Annotated in this window: 17 protein-coding genes; 7 read left to right on the top strand and 10 right to left on the bottom strand. The window is 63.9% G+C overall.

Translation table 11 applies throughout. The annotated features are described in order from the left end of the window. Window positions 1-32: 32 nt before the first annotated feature. The 7 genes from CDO44_RS26675 to CDO44_RS26645 are packed head-to-tail and all read right to left on the bottom strand — an operon-like array spanning window position 33 to window position 6,530. On the bottom strand, window positions 33-1,229 hold the full coding sequence (locus CDO44_RS26675; protein ID WP_087783304.1) for an ABC transporter substrate-binding protein: 1,197 nt from the start codon (window positions 1,227-1,229) through the stop codon (window positions 33-35). Window positions 1,230-1,261: 32 nt separating this feature from the next. Further along, complete coding sequence (locus CDO44_RS26670) at window positions 1,262-1,990, bottom strand: ABC transporter ATP-binding protein (protein WP_233146381.1); 729 nt, start codon at window positions 1,988-1,990, stop codon at window positions 1,262-1,264. Beyond that, the gene (locus CDO44_RS26665; RefSeq protein ID WP_087783303.1) at window positions 1,987-2,751 is read right to left on the bottom strand and encodes an ABC transporter ATP-binding protein; all 765 of its coding nucleotides are present in this window, start codon (window positions 2,749-2,751) and stop codon (window positions 1,987-1,989) included. Before CDO44_RS26665 ends, CDO44_RS26670 begins: the two co-directional genes overlap by 4 nt. Then, window positions 2,748-3,590 (bottom strand): branched-chain amino acid ABC transporter permease, encoded by an 843-nt coding sequence (locus CDO44_RS26660; RefSeq protein ID WP_087783302.1) that lies wholly within the window; start codon window positions 3,588-3,590, stop codon window positions 2,748-2,750. The genes CDO44_RS26665 and CDO44_RS26660 overlap by 4 nt, the downstream gene beginning before the upstream one ends. Further along, the gene (locus CDO44_RS26655; protein ID WP_087783301.1) at window positions 3,590-4,465 is read right to left on the bottom strand and encodes a branched-chain amino acid ABC transporter permease; all 876 of its coding nucleotides are present in this window, start codon (window positions 4,463-4,465) and stop codon (window positions 3,590-3,592) included. The genes CDO44_RS26660 and CDO44_RS26655 overlap by 1 nt, the downstream gene beginning before the upstream one ends. A gap of 47 nt (window positions 4,466-4,512) precedes the next feature. Continuing rightward, complete coding sequence (locus tag CDO44_RS26650; protein WP_087783300.1) at window positions 4,513-5,997, bottom strand: 4-hydroxyphenylacetate 3-hydroxylase family protein; 1,485 nt, start codon at window positions 5,995-5,997, stop codon at window positions 4,513-4,515. Window positions 5,998-6,023: 26 nt separating this feature from the next. Continuing rightward, window positions 6,024-6,530: a flavin reductase family protein gene (locus tag CDO44_RS26645; protein WP_158213454.1), complete on the bottom strand. Its 507-nt coding sequence runs from the start codon at window positions 6,528-6,530 to the stop codon at window positions 6,024-6,026. Window positions 6,531-6,789: 259 nt separating this feature from the next. Between CDO44_RS26645 and CDO44_RS26640 the strand changes: the two genes are divergently transcribed. From CDO44_RS26640 to CDO44_RS26620, 5 genes are read left to right on the top strand one after another with little or no spacing between them, the layout of a single operon-like run. Next, window positions 6,790-7,773 carry a tripartite tricarboxylate transporter substrate binding protein gene (locus tag CDO44_RS26640; protein WP_158213453.1) on the top strand — a complete coding sequence of 328 codons (984 nt, stop codon included), beginning with the start codon at window positions 6,790-6,792 and terminating at the stop codon, window positions 7,771-7,773. Window positions 7,774-7,795: 22 nt separating this feature from the next. Next, window positions 7,796-9,451, top strand: a complete 1,656-nt coding sequence (locus CDO44_RS26635) for a long-chain-fatty-acid--CoA ligase (protein WP_087783297.1) — start codon at window positions 7,796-7,798, stop codon at window positions 9,449-9,451. 27 nt (window positions 9,452-9,478) lie between these two features. Beyond that, window positions 9,479-10,186 (top strand): alpha/beta fold hydrolase, encoded by a 708-nt coding sequence (locus CDO44_RS26630; RefSeq protein ID WP_087783296.1) that lies wholly within the window; start codon window positions 9,479-9,481, stop codon window positions 10,184-10,186. A gap of 5 nt (window positions 10,187-10,191) precedes the next feature. Further along, window positions 10,192-11,385 carry an acyl-CoA dehydrogenase family protein gene (locus CDO44_RS26625; RefSeq protein ID WP_087783359.1) on the top strand — a complete coding sequence of 398 codons (1,194 nt, stop codon included), beginning with the start codon at window positions 10,192-10,194 and terminating at the stop codon, window positions 11,383-11,385. Between the two features lie 13 nt (window positions 11,386-11,398). Further along, window positions 11,399-12,562: an acyl-CoA dehydrogenase family protein gene (locus CDO44_RS26620; RefSeq protein WP_158213452.1), complete on the top strand. Its 1,164-nt coding sequence runs from the start codon at window positions 11,399-11,401 to the stop codon at window positions 12,560-12,562. Here the strand turns inward: CDO44_RS26620 and CDO44_RS26615 are convergent. Continuing rightward, a complete protein-coding gene (locus tag CDO44_RS26615) occupies window positions 12,543-14,486 on the bottom strand; it encodes an FAD-binding monooxygenase (protein ID WP_087783294.1) in 1,944 nt (647 codons plus the stop codon). The two genes, CDO44_RS26620 and CDO44_RS26615, sit on opposite strands and share 20 nt — an antisense overlap. A 98-nt stretch (window positions 14,487-14,584) precedes the next feature. On the opposite strand from CDO44_RS26615, the gene CDO44_RS27915 reads away from it, so the two are divergent. Then, window positions 14,585-15,091: an SRPBCC domain-containing protein gene (locus tag CDO44_RS27915; protein WP_198951461.1), complete on the top strand. Its 507-nt coding sequence runs from the start codon at window positions 14,585-14,587 to the stop codon at window positions 15,089-15,091. Further along, complete coding sequence (locus CDO44_RS27910; RefSeq protein WP_198951460.1) at window positions 15,046-15,414, top strand: hypothetical protein; 369 nt, start codon at window positions 15,046-15,048, stop codon at window positions 15,412-15,414. The genes CDO44_RS27915 and CDO44_RS27910 overlap by 46 nt, the downstream gene beginning before the upstream one ends. Before the next feature lie 27 nt (window positions 15,415-15,441). Here the strand turns inward: CDO44_RS27910 and CDO44_RS26605 are convergent, their stop codons facing one another. Further along, on the bottom strand, window positions 15,442-15,921 hold the full coding sequence (locus tag CDO44_RS26605; protein WP_087783293.1) for a bacteriohemerythrin: 480 nt from the start codon (window positions 15,919-15,921) through the stop codon (window positions 15,442-15,444). A 148-nt stretch (window positions 15,922-16,069) separates the two neighbouring features. After that, complete coding sequence (locus CDO44_RS26600) at window positions 16,070-16,546, bottom strand: hemerythrin domain-containing protein (RefSeq protein WP_087783292.1); 477 nt, start codon at window positions 16,544-16,546, stop codon at window positions 16,070-16,072. Window positions 16,547-16,611 lie beyond the last annotated feature (65 nt).

Here is a 16,611-nt window from a genome sequence, read left to right as displayed (position 1 = left end):
GATTGGTGAGACGGCGGAATGGCGGTCCCGCATCATTTGACGTCCTGGGGGCCTTTGCTGCCCAGCAAGGACCACTTGCCGTCCTTGATCTCGAGAGCGTAGGCGGTCTTCAGAGCATCGCCTTCCTCGGTGAAGCCCGTGTGCCGGCCTTCAACGGTTTCCAGGCCGGACAGTTTCATGAGTTCGGTGCGGACAATATCGCGTTCCTGCGCGAGCTTGCCCTTTTCACCGGTGACCTTGCCGTTGCGCATGGCCTCGGCGTAGAGCTTCACGATGGTATAGGCTGCCGCGTCGTACATGTTGGGCCGCAGGTCGCCGCTTTCGCCGGCCTTCTGGGCGCGCTTGACGAACTCGTCGCTGAAGGCCTTGCTCATGGCGCGATCGTCGTCGGGATTGTAGGTGGAGGCGACGATCGTCCCGTTGGCGTCGGCGCCCGCGCGTTGAAGCAGGTTCCAGTCTGCCGACTGCGTCCCGCCGACCACGCGCACGTTCGCGAGGCCTTGGCGCCTGAGCTCTTTCAGCAGCACCACCGTCGGGTCGGGAAAGGCACCGAGCCCGATGATGTCGGGTGGGTTGCTCTTCAATTGCGCGACCTGGGTCGACAGGTCGAACACCGCACTGGGGAAGGAGATGCTCTGCGTGATCTGGACGCCGTTCTTTTTCAGCAATCCGGGAAAGGTCACCTCGCCCATCGTCCGGCCGCCCACGTCGTCGGTCGCGTAGGCCAGCGCCGCGGAACGTGGCGCAATATTCTTCTCCTTCATGACCGCCAGCACGCGCTGGAAGAGATAGCCTTCGTCGGAGGTGTTGCGGAACGCGAACTTGAATGGCTTTGCCAACCCCGGGGCGGCCGATCCGATGGCCATCTGGGCAATGCCCAGCCGGTCTCCCACGGGAAACGCGATACGGGCTTCGCTGGAAGTGTAGGGGCCCACGATGGCCAGCGCTCCCACGTCGTTGGCGAAGTAGCGGGTGGCCGCGGCGGCCTGGTCGGGTTTGCCGGCGGTGTCGAATTGGCGGACGGTGAGTTTCCTGCCGTTGATGCCGCCTTCGGCGTTGACGGCTTCGACGGCCAGGTTCACTGCGATCTCATTACGCCGCGTAAACGTGACAAAAGGACCGGACTTGGCCGTGGTGAAGCCTAGAATGATTTCACCTTGAGTCTGCGCATGGGCCGTTGTGGCGGTCATGCCGAGCGCCAGCAGGAATGCGGGCAAGAGCTTGTTCATGACGATCTCCCGAGGTAGGTGACGTGAAAGAATCAGGGCGCCGGACGAGCGCGGCCGAGGTAGGCTTCATGCAGCGCGGAGCTGGCCATCAGGCTTTGGGGTTCCCCATGCGCGACTTCCCTGCCCAGTTCAAGCACATGAACGCGGTGGGCCACCTGCAGGGCCTTGCGGATGTTCTGTTCGACGAGGATCATGCTCAGGCCTTCCTGGTTCAGGTCCCGAATCAGCGTGAACAGTTGCTGGACGAGCAGGGGCGACAGGCCCAGGGACGGTTCGTCCAGCAGCAACAGCCGCGGACGGGACAGCAGCGCGCGGCCTATCGCCAGCATTTGCTGTTCGCCGCCCGACAGGACGGCAGCCGGCATGTGTCGACGCGAAGCCAGGTTCGGGAAACGGGCGTAGATCGCCTCCAGCTCGCCGGCGGGAACGGCGCCTTTCCTGCACCAGGCTCCCATCAGCAAGTTCTCATGCACGCTCATGGAAACCAGGATCCAGCGCCCTTCCGGAACCAAGGCTATCCCACGGGCGACCCGTTCCGACGCGCTGGCGCGATGCAGGTCCCTGCCTTCCAGCGCCAGGGAGCCGGAGGCAGGCCGGACCAGGCCGGCGATGGTCTTGAGCAGGGAGCTCTTGCCTGCTCCGTTCGCCCCCAGCACGGCAATCAACTGGCCCGCGCCGACACGCAATGAAAAGTCCTTGAGCGCCATGTTGCGGCCATACTGGACGCTCAGGCCCTGGATCTCGAGCAGCGCCGTGGTCATTGATCCTCCGCGCCAAGATAGGCGGTAATGACCTGGGGGTCGGCACGTACGCAGTCCGGCGCCCCTTCGGCGATCTTGACCCCGAAGTTCAGGACGATCACGTGGTCGCATAGATCGGCGATCAACTGCATGTCGTGTTCGACGATCATCAGGGTAATGCCGCGGCGCTCCAGCGAACGCAGGAACGGCAGGATCTGGTCGCGCTCGGCGGTGTTCAGGCCGGCGCAAGGTTCGTCCAGGAGCAACAGCTTGGGCCTGGCCAGCAAGGCGCGGACGATTTCCAGTTTCTTGCGTATGCCGTAGGGCAGGCCTTCGACCCTGCTATCGACATAGGCGCCCAGGCCTGCCAGGTCGAGTTCTTCGCGAACCTCGTCGCGCCAGATGTTGCGCGCCCTCGGAGACCGGACCGGCCGCAACAGTTCGGCAAGTCCTGCTGCGCGCGCATGCTGGCCCAGCAGCATATTGTCGAAGGTGGACAGCGTGGGCATCAGCCGGATGTTCTGGAAGTTGCGAGTCAGGCCATGGCGGGCGCGATGGCGTGCCGGCATGCCGGTCAGTTCGATGCCGTCGAGGGTAATGCTGCCCCGGTCTGTCGGGAAGGCGCCGCTGATCAGGTTGAACAAGGTGGATTTGCCGGCGCCGTTGGGGCCGATGATCGCACTGCGCGAACCCCGCGGTATCGTGAATGAGACATCGTCGATGACCTTCAGCCCGCCGAAGGATTTCGAAACGCCTGACAGCGCGAGAAGGGTATCGCTCATCTCGCTTCTCCCGACCTGCCCAACCGGCGCCAGGGAGGCTGGCCGGGCATGAACAACCCATGGGGACGTATCGCCATGACGGCGATCACGAACAACGCGAACAGCGCGTAGCGCCATTCGTTGCCTGCGCGAAGGAGCTCGGGCATGAGCGTGAAGATCAATGCGCCGGCAAGCGGGCCGATCAATGTCTTGGCACCGCCCAGCAGCACATACAGCACGACGTAGACGGAAAGCAGGACGGTGAAGTGCTGGCCCTCGATGAAGCTGAAATAGTGGGCGTACAGGCCGCCGGCCAGGCCGGCCAGCGCGCCGCCCATCGAGAATGCCGCTACTTTCACCGCGCGCACATGGATACCCAGCAGGTCTGCCACGCGCTCGTCGTCGTCGACCGAGACGATGCACAGCCCCAGGCGCGTACGAAACAGGATGAACACCAGCACGCAAACGCCGATCGCGCACGAGGCGATCCACGGCAGGCCCACGTAACCGGAGACGGAGTATCCGGCGGCACCGCCGAGCGCCTCGGTGTTGATGATGATGCCGCTGATGCATTCGCCCAGGGCGAGGGTCGCCAATGCCAGGTAGATGTCGCGTGTGCGCAGGATGGGAAAGGCGATCACGATCGACACTGCCGCCGAGATCAAGACGCCAATGGCGATGGCTGGGCCGGGGGGTACGGCATACTCCGCACCCAGGTACGAGGACGCGTATGCGCCAATTGCCATCAGGCCGGCTATGCCAAGGTTGACTTGTCCAGCGGCGAGCGGCAGGAATGCCGCATAGGCGAGGATGACATTGATGCTGAGCATGACCAGGATGGTCTCGACGTAGCCGCTCATCAGAATTTCTCCTGACGTGTCTGGCCATTGCCGAGCAGTCCGGAGGGTTTGATGATCAGCAAGAGCAGCAACACCCCGTAGACCGCGATCTTGACGAAATCGGCCGACCAGAAGCGGATCGCCAGTACTTCGACAATACCGATGACCAGCCCGCCCAAGACCGCGCCCCAGATGCTGCCCATTCCGCCCAGGACCATGGCGGACAAGCCCTTGAGCGCCACCTGGTCGCCGATGAATGGCGATACCTGCTGGTATCCCAGGGCGAACAGCACGCCTGCCAGGCCGGAGAACACGCCGGCCAACAGGAAAACCAGGGGAACGAGCGAGTTGATCCGTACGCCAAGCAGGACTGCGGTATCCGGGCTTTCGGCAATCGCGCGTACTCCGCGCCCGAGCTTGCTCGTCTTGAGCGCGACGGAAAATCCCGCGACCAGGAGTATCGCCAGCAGCAACCCTCCCAATTGGGGCAGGCTGATGACCAGGCCGTCGATGCGCCAGTTCACGTCCTGCAAGGGAAGTTGCACCGCGCGGCCCTCGGAGCCATAAAGGGCGAGCAGGACGTTCTCGATCAGGATCAGAAAGCCCAGGGAGCTGACCAGCGGGACGACGGGGCCGGCGTTGCGTTGGAACCGGAAGGTGAAGCGCTCCACGATGCATGAGACCGCTGCCGCCAGGACAACCGCCAGCAAGGCGGAGGGCCACCAACCTATCCCGTACTGCATGAAGACCCAGATGCAGAATCCTCCGAGGGAAAAGAGCGCAGGGATCGAGAAGTTAACGAAGTTCAGGAATCCCCAGCAGATGGAGAACGCGACCGCGACCAGGACGTAGACACCGCCGAGGAGCAGGCCATTGACAATTTGCTGAAGCAGCATGAATGCGAACTCCCTCGCAACGTGGTTGCCACCGGTTCATGAGGTGCTCAGGCTGCGTTCCTTGCGGCGGCAGGCGAAGGCGCGGCACGGGCAGACAGCACTCGCTCGGCCAGTCCCGTCGACTCGGCCCAATTGCGGGTTCGGAAGCTATGGCCGCAAGTAACGAACTGGGCTCCGGCATAGAACATCTCGTACTGCAGGTGGCGCGAGGCGAACTCGCTGCCCAGCGCATCCCAGGCAAGCTTGAGGAATTTGACGCGCTCTTCCGGGCTCATGTGGCCCGAGACCTGGGTCTTGCGGATGATGGGAAGCAGCTCGGGGTTTCTCAGGTCGTCCTCGGAGGACGGCAGCATGATGAGCGCGCCTCCGGCAAGCTCGCGTATCGCATTGACCAGTTGTGGATAGAGCTCCTGTGTGACGACCTGAGCCGAATACATGAGATTGCGGTTGGGTACATAGAAGCCGTTATGCAGGTGACCGGCCGCTTCCATGCCATACACCATGCCTTCCACCATGGCGACCTTGGCCGACAGCCAGCCAAGCTTTTCGCGGACGGGGGGCAGGGCGATGGTACCGATGGTCTCGGTGATCTTTCTTGCCACGCCGAGAAGAAAGCGCGTCTTCACCATCAGGCGGATCTGCGCCTGGTAGTTCTGCATGGTGTGCCCCGGCGTGTCGTGGAACTGGGCCCGGCATGTATCCGTGTCCTTGTAGACAAAGACGCGGTCCCAGGGAACCTTGACGTCGTCGAAGTACATCAAGGCGTCGTTTTCGTCAAAGCGCGATGCCAATGGGTTGTCGAAATGGGAGACCGCGTGTTCTTCGAAGGACTTCCTGGACAGGACCTTCAGGCCCTTGGCATTCATGGGCAGCGCGCAAGCGAAAGCGAGATTCTCTTCGCCGGGGCGCAGCGGCTGCAGGTTGGCGACGAAGACTTCATTGGCCATGATGGAACTGGTGCCCAGCATCTTCGCGCCGCGGATGGTGATGCCCTCGTTGTCTTCGTCGACGATGGAGGCGACCAGGTCTTCCGCCGGCTGGTCGCCCCAGTCTTTCGAGCGATCTGCTTGCGGATTGATGATGACGTAGGTCAGGAACAGATCCTTGTCGCGCGCATACCTGAAGTATTCGCGAAACGCGTTGGCGCGCTTGATGTCGTGTCGCTCGAAGACCTCGATCCCCATCAGTTGCCCCAACAAGGCGCTGGAGACATGGTCCGGAGAGCGTCCCATGAAACCGCCATGCAGTTCCGCCCATGTCGTGAGTGCCTCGCGCCGCCGCACCAGCTCTTCGTATGAGCCTGGCGCCTGCCACGCGCGGTTGACGCGAGCGCCGGACTCCGTTTCGAACGTCATCAGTTCCGCCCTGTCGGGATCGGCCTGGAAGTCGTACAGATCGCAGGTGGACGCGATAGCGTTGCGGAAGGCCGCATGCTCGGTGACGTCTCCCGCGTGCTTGCCGTTGATGTAAACCGAGCGGCCGTCCCGAAGGGAGGCCAGATGCGTAGATCCGTTCTTGATGTCTTGGGCCATGGTTGTCTTCGCGAAAGTTATTCGGATCAGGCAGCAAGCCTGGCGCCGGAGCGCGGTGCGAGGTCGCGGTAGCTTCCCCGGAAATAGAGCAGAGGCTGGTCGCCCGTTCCGTCGATGATGTCGGTGACTTCGCCGATGAAGATGACGTGGTCGCCGCCATCGCATTTGGCGTGCAGCTTGCAGTCGAAGCTGACCAGGCAGGGCGTGATCACGATCCCGCCGTGCTTGCCGGCGGCAGTGCCGACGTTGAGCCATTTGTCTTCTCCCGCCTTGGCGAATTGCGCCGAGAGGGATGCCTGGTCGGCACTCAGGACATTGATCGTGAACCCCGCGGCATCGTTGAACGTATCGATGGAGTTCAGCGTCTTGGCGGCACTGAATAGAACGAGGGGAGGCGACAGAGAGACCGACGCAAATGAATTGATCGTGATGCCCGCTCGATGACGATGGTTCGACGCGGTTGCGACGGCGACGCCGGTCGCGAAGAGACCTAACGCGTTCCGGAACTCGCGGGCAGAGAATGCGTTTTCCATGACAGTCTCCTCCAGTTCTGACAGCCGCATTTGCCTGATGAGGTTCGAATATTAGCTTCTAAAGAAAGCTAATGCAAAGAAAAAAATCGATGCGGCCGGCGTCTAGGGGAAAGCCCGAGGAGCCATCTGAAATGGATTCTATTTTTATAGAAAACTTCTAAAATTACCTAATTGCGATATAGCATGGCGGCGAAGAAGGCAGGTCCTGGATGTTCAACCAATGCGATCGGAGATCGCTTTCCTTGTGCGGGGGTGCATCATGAAGGCTGTGGTTGGAAGTGGTTCGCTGGCGGCTGCCGTGTTGTTCACGTGCATGCCGCTTCATGCTCAGGATCGCGCCACGGGCGACTATCCGAGCAAGCCCATCCTGTTCCACGTCGGCTACGCCGTTGGCGGGTCGGCAGATACCGTGGGGCGCATAGTCTTGCCCGAGCTGGGCAAGCGGCTGGGGCAGTCCATCATCCTCGACAACCGCGCCGGCGCGGGTGGGGTGGTTGGCCTCGAACTGGTGGCCCGGGCGAAACCGGATGGCTACACCATGGGTTTCGGGACGGCCGGTACGCTGGCGTCCAATGTCAACTTGATGCCGAACCTGCCCTATCATCCGCTCAAGGATCTCGCGCCGGTGTCGATGGTGGTGAACAATCCCCTGGTGTTCGTGGTGAACGCATCCAGCGACATCAAGAGCGTGGCGCAATTGCTGGAGAGAGCCAAGGCGGGAAAGCGCTTCAGCTACGGCTCGGCAGGCCCGGGAAGTTCTACCAACCTGGCGGGCGAGCTGCTGAACCAGCTGACCGGAGCGGAGCTTATCCACGTGCCCTACAAGGGAACGGGTCCCGCCACGGTGGACGTCGTGGCGGGACATCTTGATTCCGCGTTCACGGATCTGCCGACCGCCACGCCGCACATCCAGGCGGGCAAGCTGCGCGTACTGGCCCAGACCAGTTCGACGCGATCCTCATTGATACCGGACGTGCCCACCATGGCGGAGGCGGGTGTGGCGGGCTACCACTTCATTTCCTGGTTCGGAATAGTGATGCCTGCTGGCACGCCGGCGGCAATCGTGGATCGCATGAACAAGGAGCTCGTCGCAGTCCTGAACGAGCCGGAGATGAGAAGGCGGATCCTGGCCGCGGGAGGAGACCCCTTTCCCAGTTCGCCGGAAAAAATGAGGCAGATTATCGAAACGGAGATCGCCAGTACGGCAAAAATCATCAAGTCGGCGAATATCTCGCTGAACTGAGCGCCCGTCCATGGAAACCTCAGTGACCGGGCGTCGATTCTATTGGCCCAAGGACCTGCCACGGCAATTGGCCGTGCCGGAAACGACCATACACGACATGCTGGAGGTTTCCCGGCGTCGCTACGCGTCGTCCACGGCGCTGCACTTTTTCGGCACCGATATCGACTATCGCCGTTTGCACGACGAGGTGGAACGGCTGGCCGGGTGGCTGACCCGGCGGGCGGGTGTGCGGCGCGGAGACAGGGTGCTGCTCTACCTGCAGAATTCCCCACAGTGGGTCGTTGCCTACTATGCCGTATTGCGGGCGGATGCGGTGGTCGTCGCCGTCAACCCCATGAGCCGGGCGGCCGAGCTTGCGCACTATTTGTCGGACAGCGGCGCCCGGGTCGCGGTATGTGCGCAGGATCTCCTGCCCGAACTCGGTGCCGCATCGAGCGGCACCGACTTGTCGGTCATCATTGGCGTCGTGTATCGCGACTATCTGCTTCAATCGCATGACTACACCCTGCCGGCCTGGGTGCTCGAGCCGTCCCGCCGGTGCGAAGGCATTGTGGCCTGGCACGACGTGCTCGCCGCCATGGAGGCGCCCGCGGCGTCCCTTGCCACGGCCGATGACCCCTCGGGCATCGTCTATACGTCCGGCTCGACGGGCAGGTCCAAAGGATGTCTCCTGACGCATCGCGCCTACATGCACAATATTGTCGGCCAGGCTCTGTGGCATTGGGTGGCCCCGGGAACGCCGGTGCTCGGCGTTGCCCCGATGTTCCACGTCTCCGGACTGAATCACGGCGTTCATCTGCCGGTGTATGTCGGAGGCAGCTCGGTTGTCGTGCCGCGTTGGGACCGGGAGATCGTCGCTGCGCTGATCGAGCGGCGGCGCATTGGTCATGCGAGCATTCCGCCAACCGCACTTGTGGACCTGCTGGGCATGCCGGATCTGCCGGGCTTCGACTTCAGCAGTCTCCGGCGCCTGACTTCGGGGGGAGCCGCCATGCCTGACGCCCTTGCGAACCGGGTCGAGGAAACGTTGGGGGTGACATTCATCGAAGCCTACGGCCTGACGGAAACCGCGGCGACGACGCACTTGAATCCTGTCGTCCGGCCCAAGCGGCAGAGCATCGGCGTTCCCTTCTTCGGCACCGAGGCGCTGGTCATCGACCCCGACGGCGGCGCGTACGCGGGCGCGGGCGAATCCGGCGAGATCGTGGTGCGAGGGCCTCAATTATTCTCCGGCTATTGGAATGATCCGGAAGCAACGCGCGAGGCATTCATCGACATCGAAGGTCGCCGTTTCCTGAGGACGGGCGATATCGGGCACGTCGACGACGAAGGGTACTTTTTCCTGACCGACCGTGCCAAGCGGATGATCAACGCTTCCGGGTACAAGGTATGGCCGGCGGAGGTGGAAAAGGTGCTGCTGCAGCATCCCGGCGTGAAAGAGGTCTGCGTCATCGGCGTCCCCGATGCCTATCGCGGCGAGAGCGTCCAGGCCGTGGTCATACGCGCTGACGGCCATGCCCTGACGGAGCAGGAGCTTGCGGAATGGGCGAGGGCGAGGATGTCGGCGTACAAGTGTCCCCGGTCGGTCCAGTTCGTCAACGCGCTTCCGAAATCCTCGGTAGGCAAGATCCTGTGGCGCGTCCTGCAGGACGAGGCGCGGCGCGCGACCCCATCTTGATTTGAATGCTGTCTTCCGGAGTACGCGATGTCTTTGCCAATACTGCTCATTCCCGGGCTGAACTGTTCAGCCAGGCTGTTCCAGCATCAGCTGCCCCTGCTGTGGAAGTACGGCCCGGTCACGGTGTGCGACCACAGGGTCAGCAATTCCGTCGAGGGCCTGGCCGAATCCATGCTCGAGACCGCGCCGCCGATCTTTGCCCTGGTCGGCCTGTCGCTCGGCGGCTTCGTGGCCCTGGAAATGTTGAGACGAGCGCCTGAACGGATCGGGAAGGTCGCGTTGCTCGCTACCAGCGCGCGCCCGGATACGCCGGCGGAAAAGGAAATTCGCGATGCGCGGGTTGCCGTCGCGCGGGAAGGCGACTACGTCGCGATTCCTCCTCTGCACTACGCCAAGAACGTGCACCCGTCCCGGCAAACCGACGACGCGTTGCGGGCCACGCATCGGACGATGACCGACGAGGTCGGCCTGACCGGCTATCTGCGCCAGCAAGAGGCAATTGGCGGACGGCCCGACGCCAGGCCCGGACTGGGGGCGATCGCCTGCCCGACACTTATCGTGGTCGGCGATGCGGACGCCATCACGCCGCCCTCCCATGCCAGGGAGATGGCTTCGGCCATTCCCAATAGCCGGCTGGTCGTCATTCCCGAATGCGGCCATCTGTGCACGCTCGAGCGCCCCGAGGCCGTCAACATCGCCTTGCAGGCCTGGGCGGAAATCCGTCTGGAGGGATGATGGACATGGACCTGGAGTTGAGCGACGAGTTGCGCGCCTTCCGCGACGAGGTGAGGGCGTTCATCGCGGGCAATTTCCCGGAGGACCTGCGCCGCAAGGCGGAAGCGGGACTGCCTTGGGAGCGGGACGACCATGTGCGCTGGCAGCGCATCCTGCATCGCCATGGCTGGGGCGGCCCGGGCTGGCCGGTGGAGTATGGCGGTACCGGCTGGGATCCGCTCCGGCGTTTCCTGTTCGATACCGAATGCGCGCTCGCGGGAACACCGCGGGAAATCCCGTTCGGGTTGAACATGGTCGCGCCGGTCATCATGCGCTATGGCACCGAGAAACAGAAGTCCTTCTTCCTGCCCAGGATCCTGTCGCTGGAGCACTGGTGGGCGCAGGGGTATTCGGAGCCGGGCGCCGGTTCGGACCTCGCTTCGCTCAAGACATCCGCGGTCCTGGACGGCGAGCACTACGTCGTCAATGGACAGAAGATCTGGACGACGCTGGCGCACCATGCGAACTGGATCTTCTGCCTGGTCCGCACCCGAACCTCCGGCAAGCCCCAGGCAGGCATTTCGTTCCTGCTGATAGACATGGCAAGCCCGGGCATCGAGGTCCGCCCCATTCCGACGATAGACGGCGAACATGAGTTGAACGAGGTCTGGTTCCGCGATGTGCGCGTACCCCGGGAGAACCTTATCGGGGAAGAGAACGAGGGCTGGACCTACGCCAAGTACCTGCTTCAGCATGAGCGCTCGGACATCGCCCGGGTGGGAAGGGCGCAGGCGGCGATGAGCCGGCTCAAATCGGCCGCGGGGCGCTATCCCGGCAATTACGGCGGCAAGCTGGTCGACGATCCGTTGTTCCTCTCCAGGCTCGCACGGGCAGAGTTGGCCTTGCAGGCGTTGGAAGTGCTCAACCTCCGGGTGCTGTCCGGAGATCGGGACGTGGCGGTTTCGGATATCGGCGCATCCGTCTTGAAGGTGGTGGGCTCGGAGGTGCATCAGCAACTGTCCGAGGTGTCGCTGCTGGCTATCGGACCTCATGGGGCGCTCGATTCCAGGCGCGACAGCGAGGCGCGGGACGCCCCGGGATGGCGCATGCCTTCCGATGACGGTTTCACGCCTACCTATTTCAACATGCGCAAGACGACGATTTACGGCGGATCCACGGAGATCCAGAAGAACATCATCGCGAAGGTCCTGGATATCTAGGCAGGGGCAGACTGTGGATTTCAACCTTACGCAGGAGCAGGAGGGCGTCCGGGAAGCCCTCGTCCGCTATGTACGTAGACATTACGGCTTCGAGCATCGCCGGGCCCTCGAACGAGAGCGGGCATATTGCCCCGAGGCGTGGCGGTTCCTCGCCGAAATGGGCATCCTGGGCGTGGCCTTGCCCGAAGAGGCGGGCGGACTGGGGGGCAGTAGCCGCGACGTCATGGTGGTCATGGAGGAAATCGGCGATGGGCTCATGCTCGAGCCCTACCTGGGGGCGGTCGTGCTGGCCGGCAATCTCTTGGCTTGCAGCGACTCCGGTTCGCATCGCCATCTTCTGGGCGAGCTCATGTCCGGAGGGGCCACCATGGCGCTGGCCCATTTCGAGCCGGATTCCCGATACGACGCGGAGCGTTTCGCGACGCGTGCGACGCACACGGGCAAAGGCTGGACTTTGACGGGAGACAAGAGTTTCATCGTGGGCGGCGGGTACGCCGATTGGCTGCTGGTATCGGCGCGGATCGAAGAGCCCGCTGCCGGCCTGGACCGCGAGCAATTGTTCCTGGTTGCCTCCGGAGCCCCCGGGGTAACCCGGTATTCACGGCAGGCCCATGACGGAACGAATTTCGCGGAGGTCCGGCTCGATCGTGCGATGGTTCCCGACGAGGCGCGCTTGCGCTTGAAGGCGCCGGCCCTGGCGGCCATCCATAAAGTGCTGGACCAGGGCACGGCCGCCCTGTGCGGCGAAGCCATCGGCTGCATGCGCGCCTTGCTTAGGCAGACCATGGAGCATTTGCGGACCCGCCACCAGTTCGGCGCCCGCCTGGGCGCACAGCAAGCGCTTCGGCACCGGGTTGCCGAAATGGCCATCGAACTGGAGAAGGCGCGGTCCATGGCCCTTCTGGCCGCCAGGTATGCGGACAGCGATCATGCGTGCGTACGGATCCGTGCGGTATCGGGAGCGAAGGCGGTGATCGGGGAAGCCGCCAGGTTCGTCGGCCAGCAGGCCGTGCAACTGCATGGGGGCATGGGGCTTACCGAGGAGCTGAATATCGGCCATTACTTCAAGCGATTGACCGTGATCGAGGCCACGCTGGGCGACACCGACTATCACCTGTCCAGGGTCGCCGCCGGGTTGCGCGATGAGATCAAGGCCGCTAGCCCGCCTCCACCATGAATCCGTCGAAGAACCCCGCGAGTTCGCCGTATGCGTCCAGCGGCAGCACATGCGCGACATACTGGTCGGGCCGCACGATTACCATGCAGCCGCGCCGGCGGTCGATGCCGCGCATATCGAAGATGTCCTGGCCGCTCTTGAGGTCGGGGCAGAACATCTTCTCGTAGTCGATCAACCCGTAGCGGCCCTTGCGCGGCAGCAGGAAGGCCGGCATGGCGCTGAGCGCCAGCGCGCGGTGTCCTTGCTGGAAAACGGCGCGGACGTCGATCACGCTATCCACGTCCATGCCCGCGGGCGTGTATTTCCTGACCGGCGAGAGCGGCGAGCCGGCGAGGAACTCGCACAGCGCATGGATGGGGGACGCGGGGGAGGACGGGTCCTGGGCGTCGGCGAAGGCGAACACGCGCCAGCGGCCGTCGGCCTTGACCGTGTGCCCCAGGTGCATGGGCTTGGCGTCGGCCAGCCGGACGACGGGCGCGGAATGGAAGCGCATGCCGATGACCAGGCCCTGGGCCAGTTCCTGGTGGGTGGGTTCGGCGCTGATGATGGACGGGTAGTAGCGGGTCTCGGTGCCGGCGGTGAAGCGCCCCTGCTTGACGAAGTAGCGCTGGAACTCGGCGGGGTCGATGCCCTCGCCGTCGTCCTTGGTGGGATCCTTGGGGGCCGCGCTGAACATCTTGGCGAACTCGCGATCGAAATCGATCAGTTCCTTGGCGACGGTCTGGCGTTCCTTGGAATAGGTGTGCAGGATCTGCGGGCTGCTCTGGCCGCGAAGGACCGAGGCGAGCTTCCAGCCGAGGTTGAAGCCGTCCTGCATGGAGACGTTCATGCCCTGGCCCGCCTTGGGACTGTGCGTGTGACAGGCGTCGCCGGCGATGAAAACGCGCGGCAGGCGGGCATGCTCCTCCTGCTCGGGCACGTCGTCGAACTTGTCGCACAGACGCTGGCCGATCTCGTACACGGACCACCACGCGACCTCCTTCACCTCCAGCGTATAGGGGCGCAGGATGCGCTGGGCGGCGGCGATCAGGCGGTCGGCGGTGATCTGCCGGTTGGCGACCCGTTCGTTCTCGTTGAGCTTGTCGAGTTCGATGTACAGGCGCACGAGGTAACCGCCCTCGCGAGGGATGATCAGCACGCTGCCTTCGCTGGCGGAGTGGATGGCCGATTTGAGGCGGATGTCGGGAAAGTCGGTGATGGCCAGAACGTCCATCACGCCCCAGGCCTGGTTGGCCGACTCGCCATGCAGGGCGCGGCCGAGCGACTTGCGCACGGTGCTGTGGGCGCCGTCGCAGCCGACGGCGAAGCGGGCGCGCACGGTTTCGACCTGGCCCCGGTGCGCGTCGTCGACGCGTTCGAAACGCGCCGTGACCGGATGGCTGGCCGAGCCGCCCACTGCGGATTCGGCAACGGCGAGTTCCAGCAGGCGGCGCGAATAGGCCGGCTCGAGCCGCGACGGGGAGTTCCGCATGACCTCCAGGTAGAAGTCGTGCACGCGGGCCTGGTTGAGGATGACGTGGGGGAACTCGGAGAGGCCGTCTTCGGTGTCCTGGATCCGGCCGCTGCGCACGATGTGCTCGCGCCGCGTGTCGTCGGGCTTCCAGAACGTGGTCTCGTTGACCCAGTAGGCTTCCTTGAGCACGCGCCGGCTGAAACCGAAGGCCTCGAACATCTCCACCGTGCGGCAGGCGATGCCGTCGGCCTGGCCGAGCCTCAGCGGTCCGGGCTTCTGCTCGACGATGCAGGTCTTGATGTCGGGAAAGGCCGCCAGCTGCGTCGCCAGGGTCAGGCCGGTGGGGCCGCTGCCCACGATGAGGACGTCGACTTCCTCGGGCAGGGTGTCGGCACGCGCGCCCGCGGCTTGCGCGGCGGGCTCGGAGATTTCGGGGTCGCCGGGCTTGAACCCGTTCAGATGGAATTGCATGGCACGTCGGATTTGGCAAAATGGACACGTCATTATCTCAGGCCGGGGCCGCTTCGTCCGCCCTCCGGCGCCGCTGCTCCAACCAGAAAGGAGTTTCCATGCCCATCAGGAAAGACGAACACGGCAAGCGTTGGGTCGAGATGGCGCTGGTCGTACCCGGTACGCCCGAGCAGGCGTGGCGGGCCCTGGCTACCGGCCCGGGCAATACCGCCTGGTTCACCAAGACCCGGATCGAGGAGCGCGTGGGCGGCGCCATCCGGTTCGATTTCGGGCCGAATGGCAGTTCCGCCGGCGAAGTGACGGCCTGGGAGCCTCCTTCGCGCTTCGGCTATGTGGAGCGGGAATGGTTCGAGGGTGCGCCGCCCGTCGCCACGGAGATCACCTTGGCCGCGCGTCCGGGCGATGGCTGCCTTGTCCGGATGACCCATGCGCTATCGGCCGCCGAGGACGATTGGGATGCCATCTGGAGGGGTTCGAGCAAGGCTGGCCGGCGTTCTTCGAAGTGTTGCGCATCTATCTCGCGCATTTCGCGGGGGAAAAGGCGGCATCGGCCTTCGTCATGGCAAGCGTGCCGGCCGATCACCTGGAAGTCTGGAAACGCCTGACCGCAAGCCTGGGCCTTGCGGGCGCCAATGTCGGGGAGCGAAGGACGACCCCGGCGCAACCCGAGGCGCTATCGGGCGTGGTCGAGCGCATCGAGCAGAGCGGTACGCAACGTTATGTCATGCTGCGCCTGGACCGCCCCGGCCCCGGGGTCGCCCTGATCGGTACCTATCGGATGGGCGAGGCCACCAACGCCAGCGTGGCGCTCTACCTGTATGGCGACGATGCCGGACAGCACGCCGCGGCCAGCGAGCCACGCTGGCAGGAGTGGCTGGGCCGGGTGTTCGAGGGGCTGCAAGGCGGGGGCAAGGCGCCCTCCTCGTAGTAAGCCGGTGCCGGCTTGCTCACCTTGCTACACCTTGCGCCGCAGGACGACCGGTTTGCCCCCGTAGGCTCGCTTGCTCATCCAGGCGGCCAGGGCCGCATCCAGGTAGTCGGCATGGCCGGGGAACCACTGGAAAAGGTGGATGGCGAAATCGTGGACCAGCTCCACGTTCGCCTGGCCGCTGAGGAACAGTTCCCGGACCTCGCGCGTGGAACTCATGACCGCTTCGTGTTCCTGCACGTGGCAATCGGAGGGCGGGAAGCCCGTGGTGCGCATCCATTCCTCCTCCTGGCCGAAGTGCTCCTTCAAGTGCGCTTCGAACGCATCGAGCGCGGCCGCGGCAGAGTCCTGGGTACAGGTCAGGAGGCGAAACGCAACGTCATAGAACTCCTTGTGCGAATCGTCCATGGGATTGAATCCGAGCAGCCGGGCATCGGACCAGAGAAAGCTGGTATCGCTTTCCGGACGGGGTGCGCTCTCGTCGCGCAACGTGGGTTCTTGCTTCATGGGTCTTGGACATCAGCGAGGTAGGGACGTACACCTGCCGGGGAGGCAACCCCCCGTATATTGCAAGTATATGAGGTTTGCGCCGGGCCCCGGCGCGCCTGGGGCGGGAGGCCGTGGCCTCCCGCCTCCGTCCCGCCTCGCCGGGGCGTCAGGCCGCCACGGTTCCCATCAGCTCTTCCTTGCGCGCAGCCATCATTTCCGCCGCTTCCCGAAGGTCGATCTTCTTGCTCACGATCTTGGGGAACATTTCTTCTTCTTCTTCCTTGACGTGGTGGTTGATGTACTCGCCCAGGACGGTGACCTTGGCGTCGTACATGTCGTCCGTGGGGCGCATCGCCTGCACCTGCGAAATCAGGTCCTTGGCGCTGGCGTGCTCCACGACCGCCTCGTCCAGCATGTCGGCGAACGGCTGGCCGCCTTCCCGGCGGATGAGGGGATAGAAAATCTCCTCTTCCAGCATGGTGTGGATGGTCAATTCCTTACAGACCGTCTGGGCGATTTCTTCCTTTTCCGCGTCCGACCCGGCTTCCTTGAATTGCTTGAAAAGCTTTTTCGCGTTGCGATGGTCGTCGAGCAGGAGGCTCAGGGCGGCCTTTTGCATGGCCGGGATGGTCGATTTGTTCATGGAACTCTCCAAAGTGCCCCTCTCACTGAGGTGGGCGATCCTCAGCAAGCGTCGTGCCTGGCTCG

The sequence above is a fragment of the Pigmentiphaga sp. NML080357 genome (assembly GCF_002188465.1).
In the GTDB taxonomy this organism is placed as follows: domain Bacteria; phylum Pseudomonadota; class Gammaproteobacteria; order Burkholderiales; family Burkholderiaceae_B; genus Pigmentiphaga.
The sequence above is the reverse complement of the archived record's forward strand: the minus strand, read 5'-3'. Positions and strand labels throughout refer to the sequence as shown.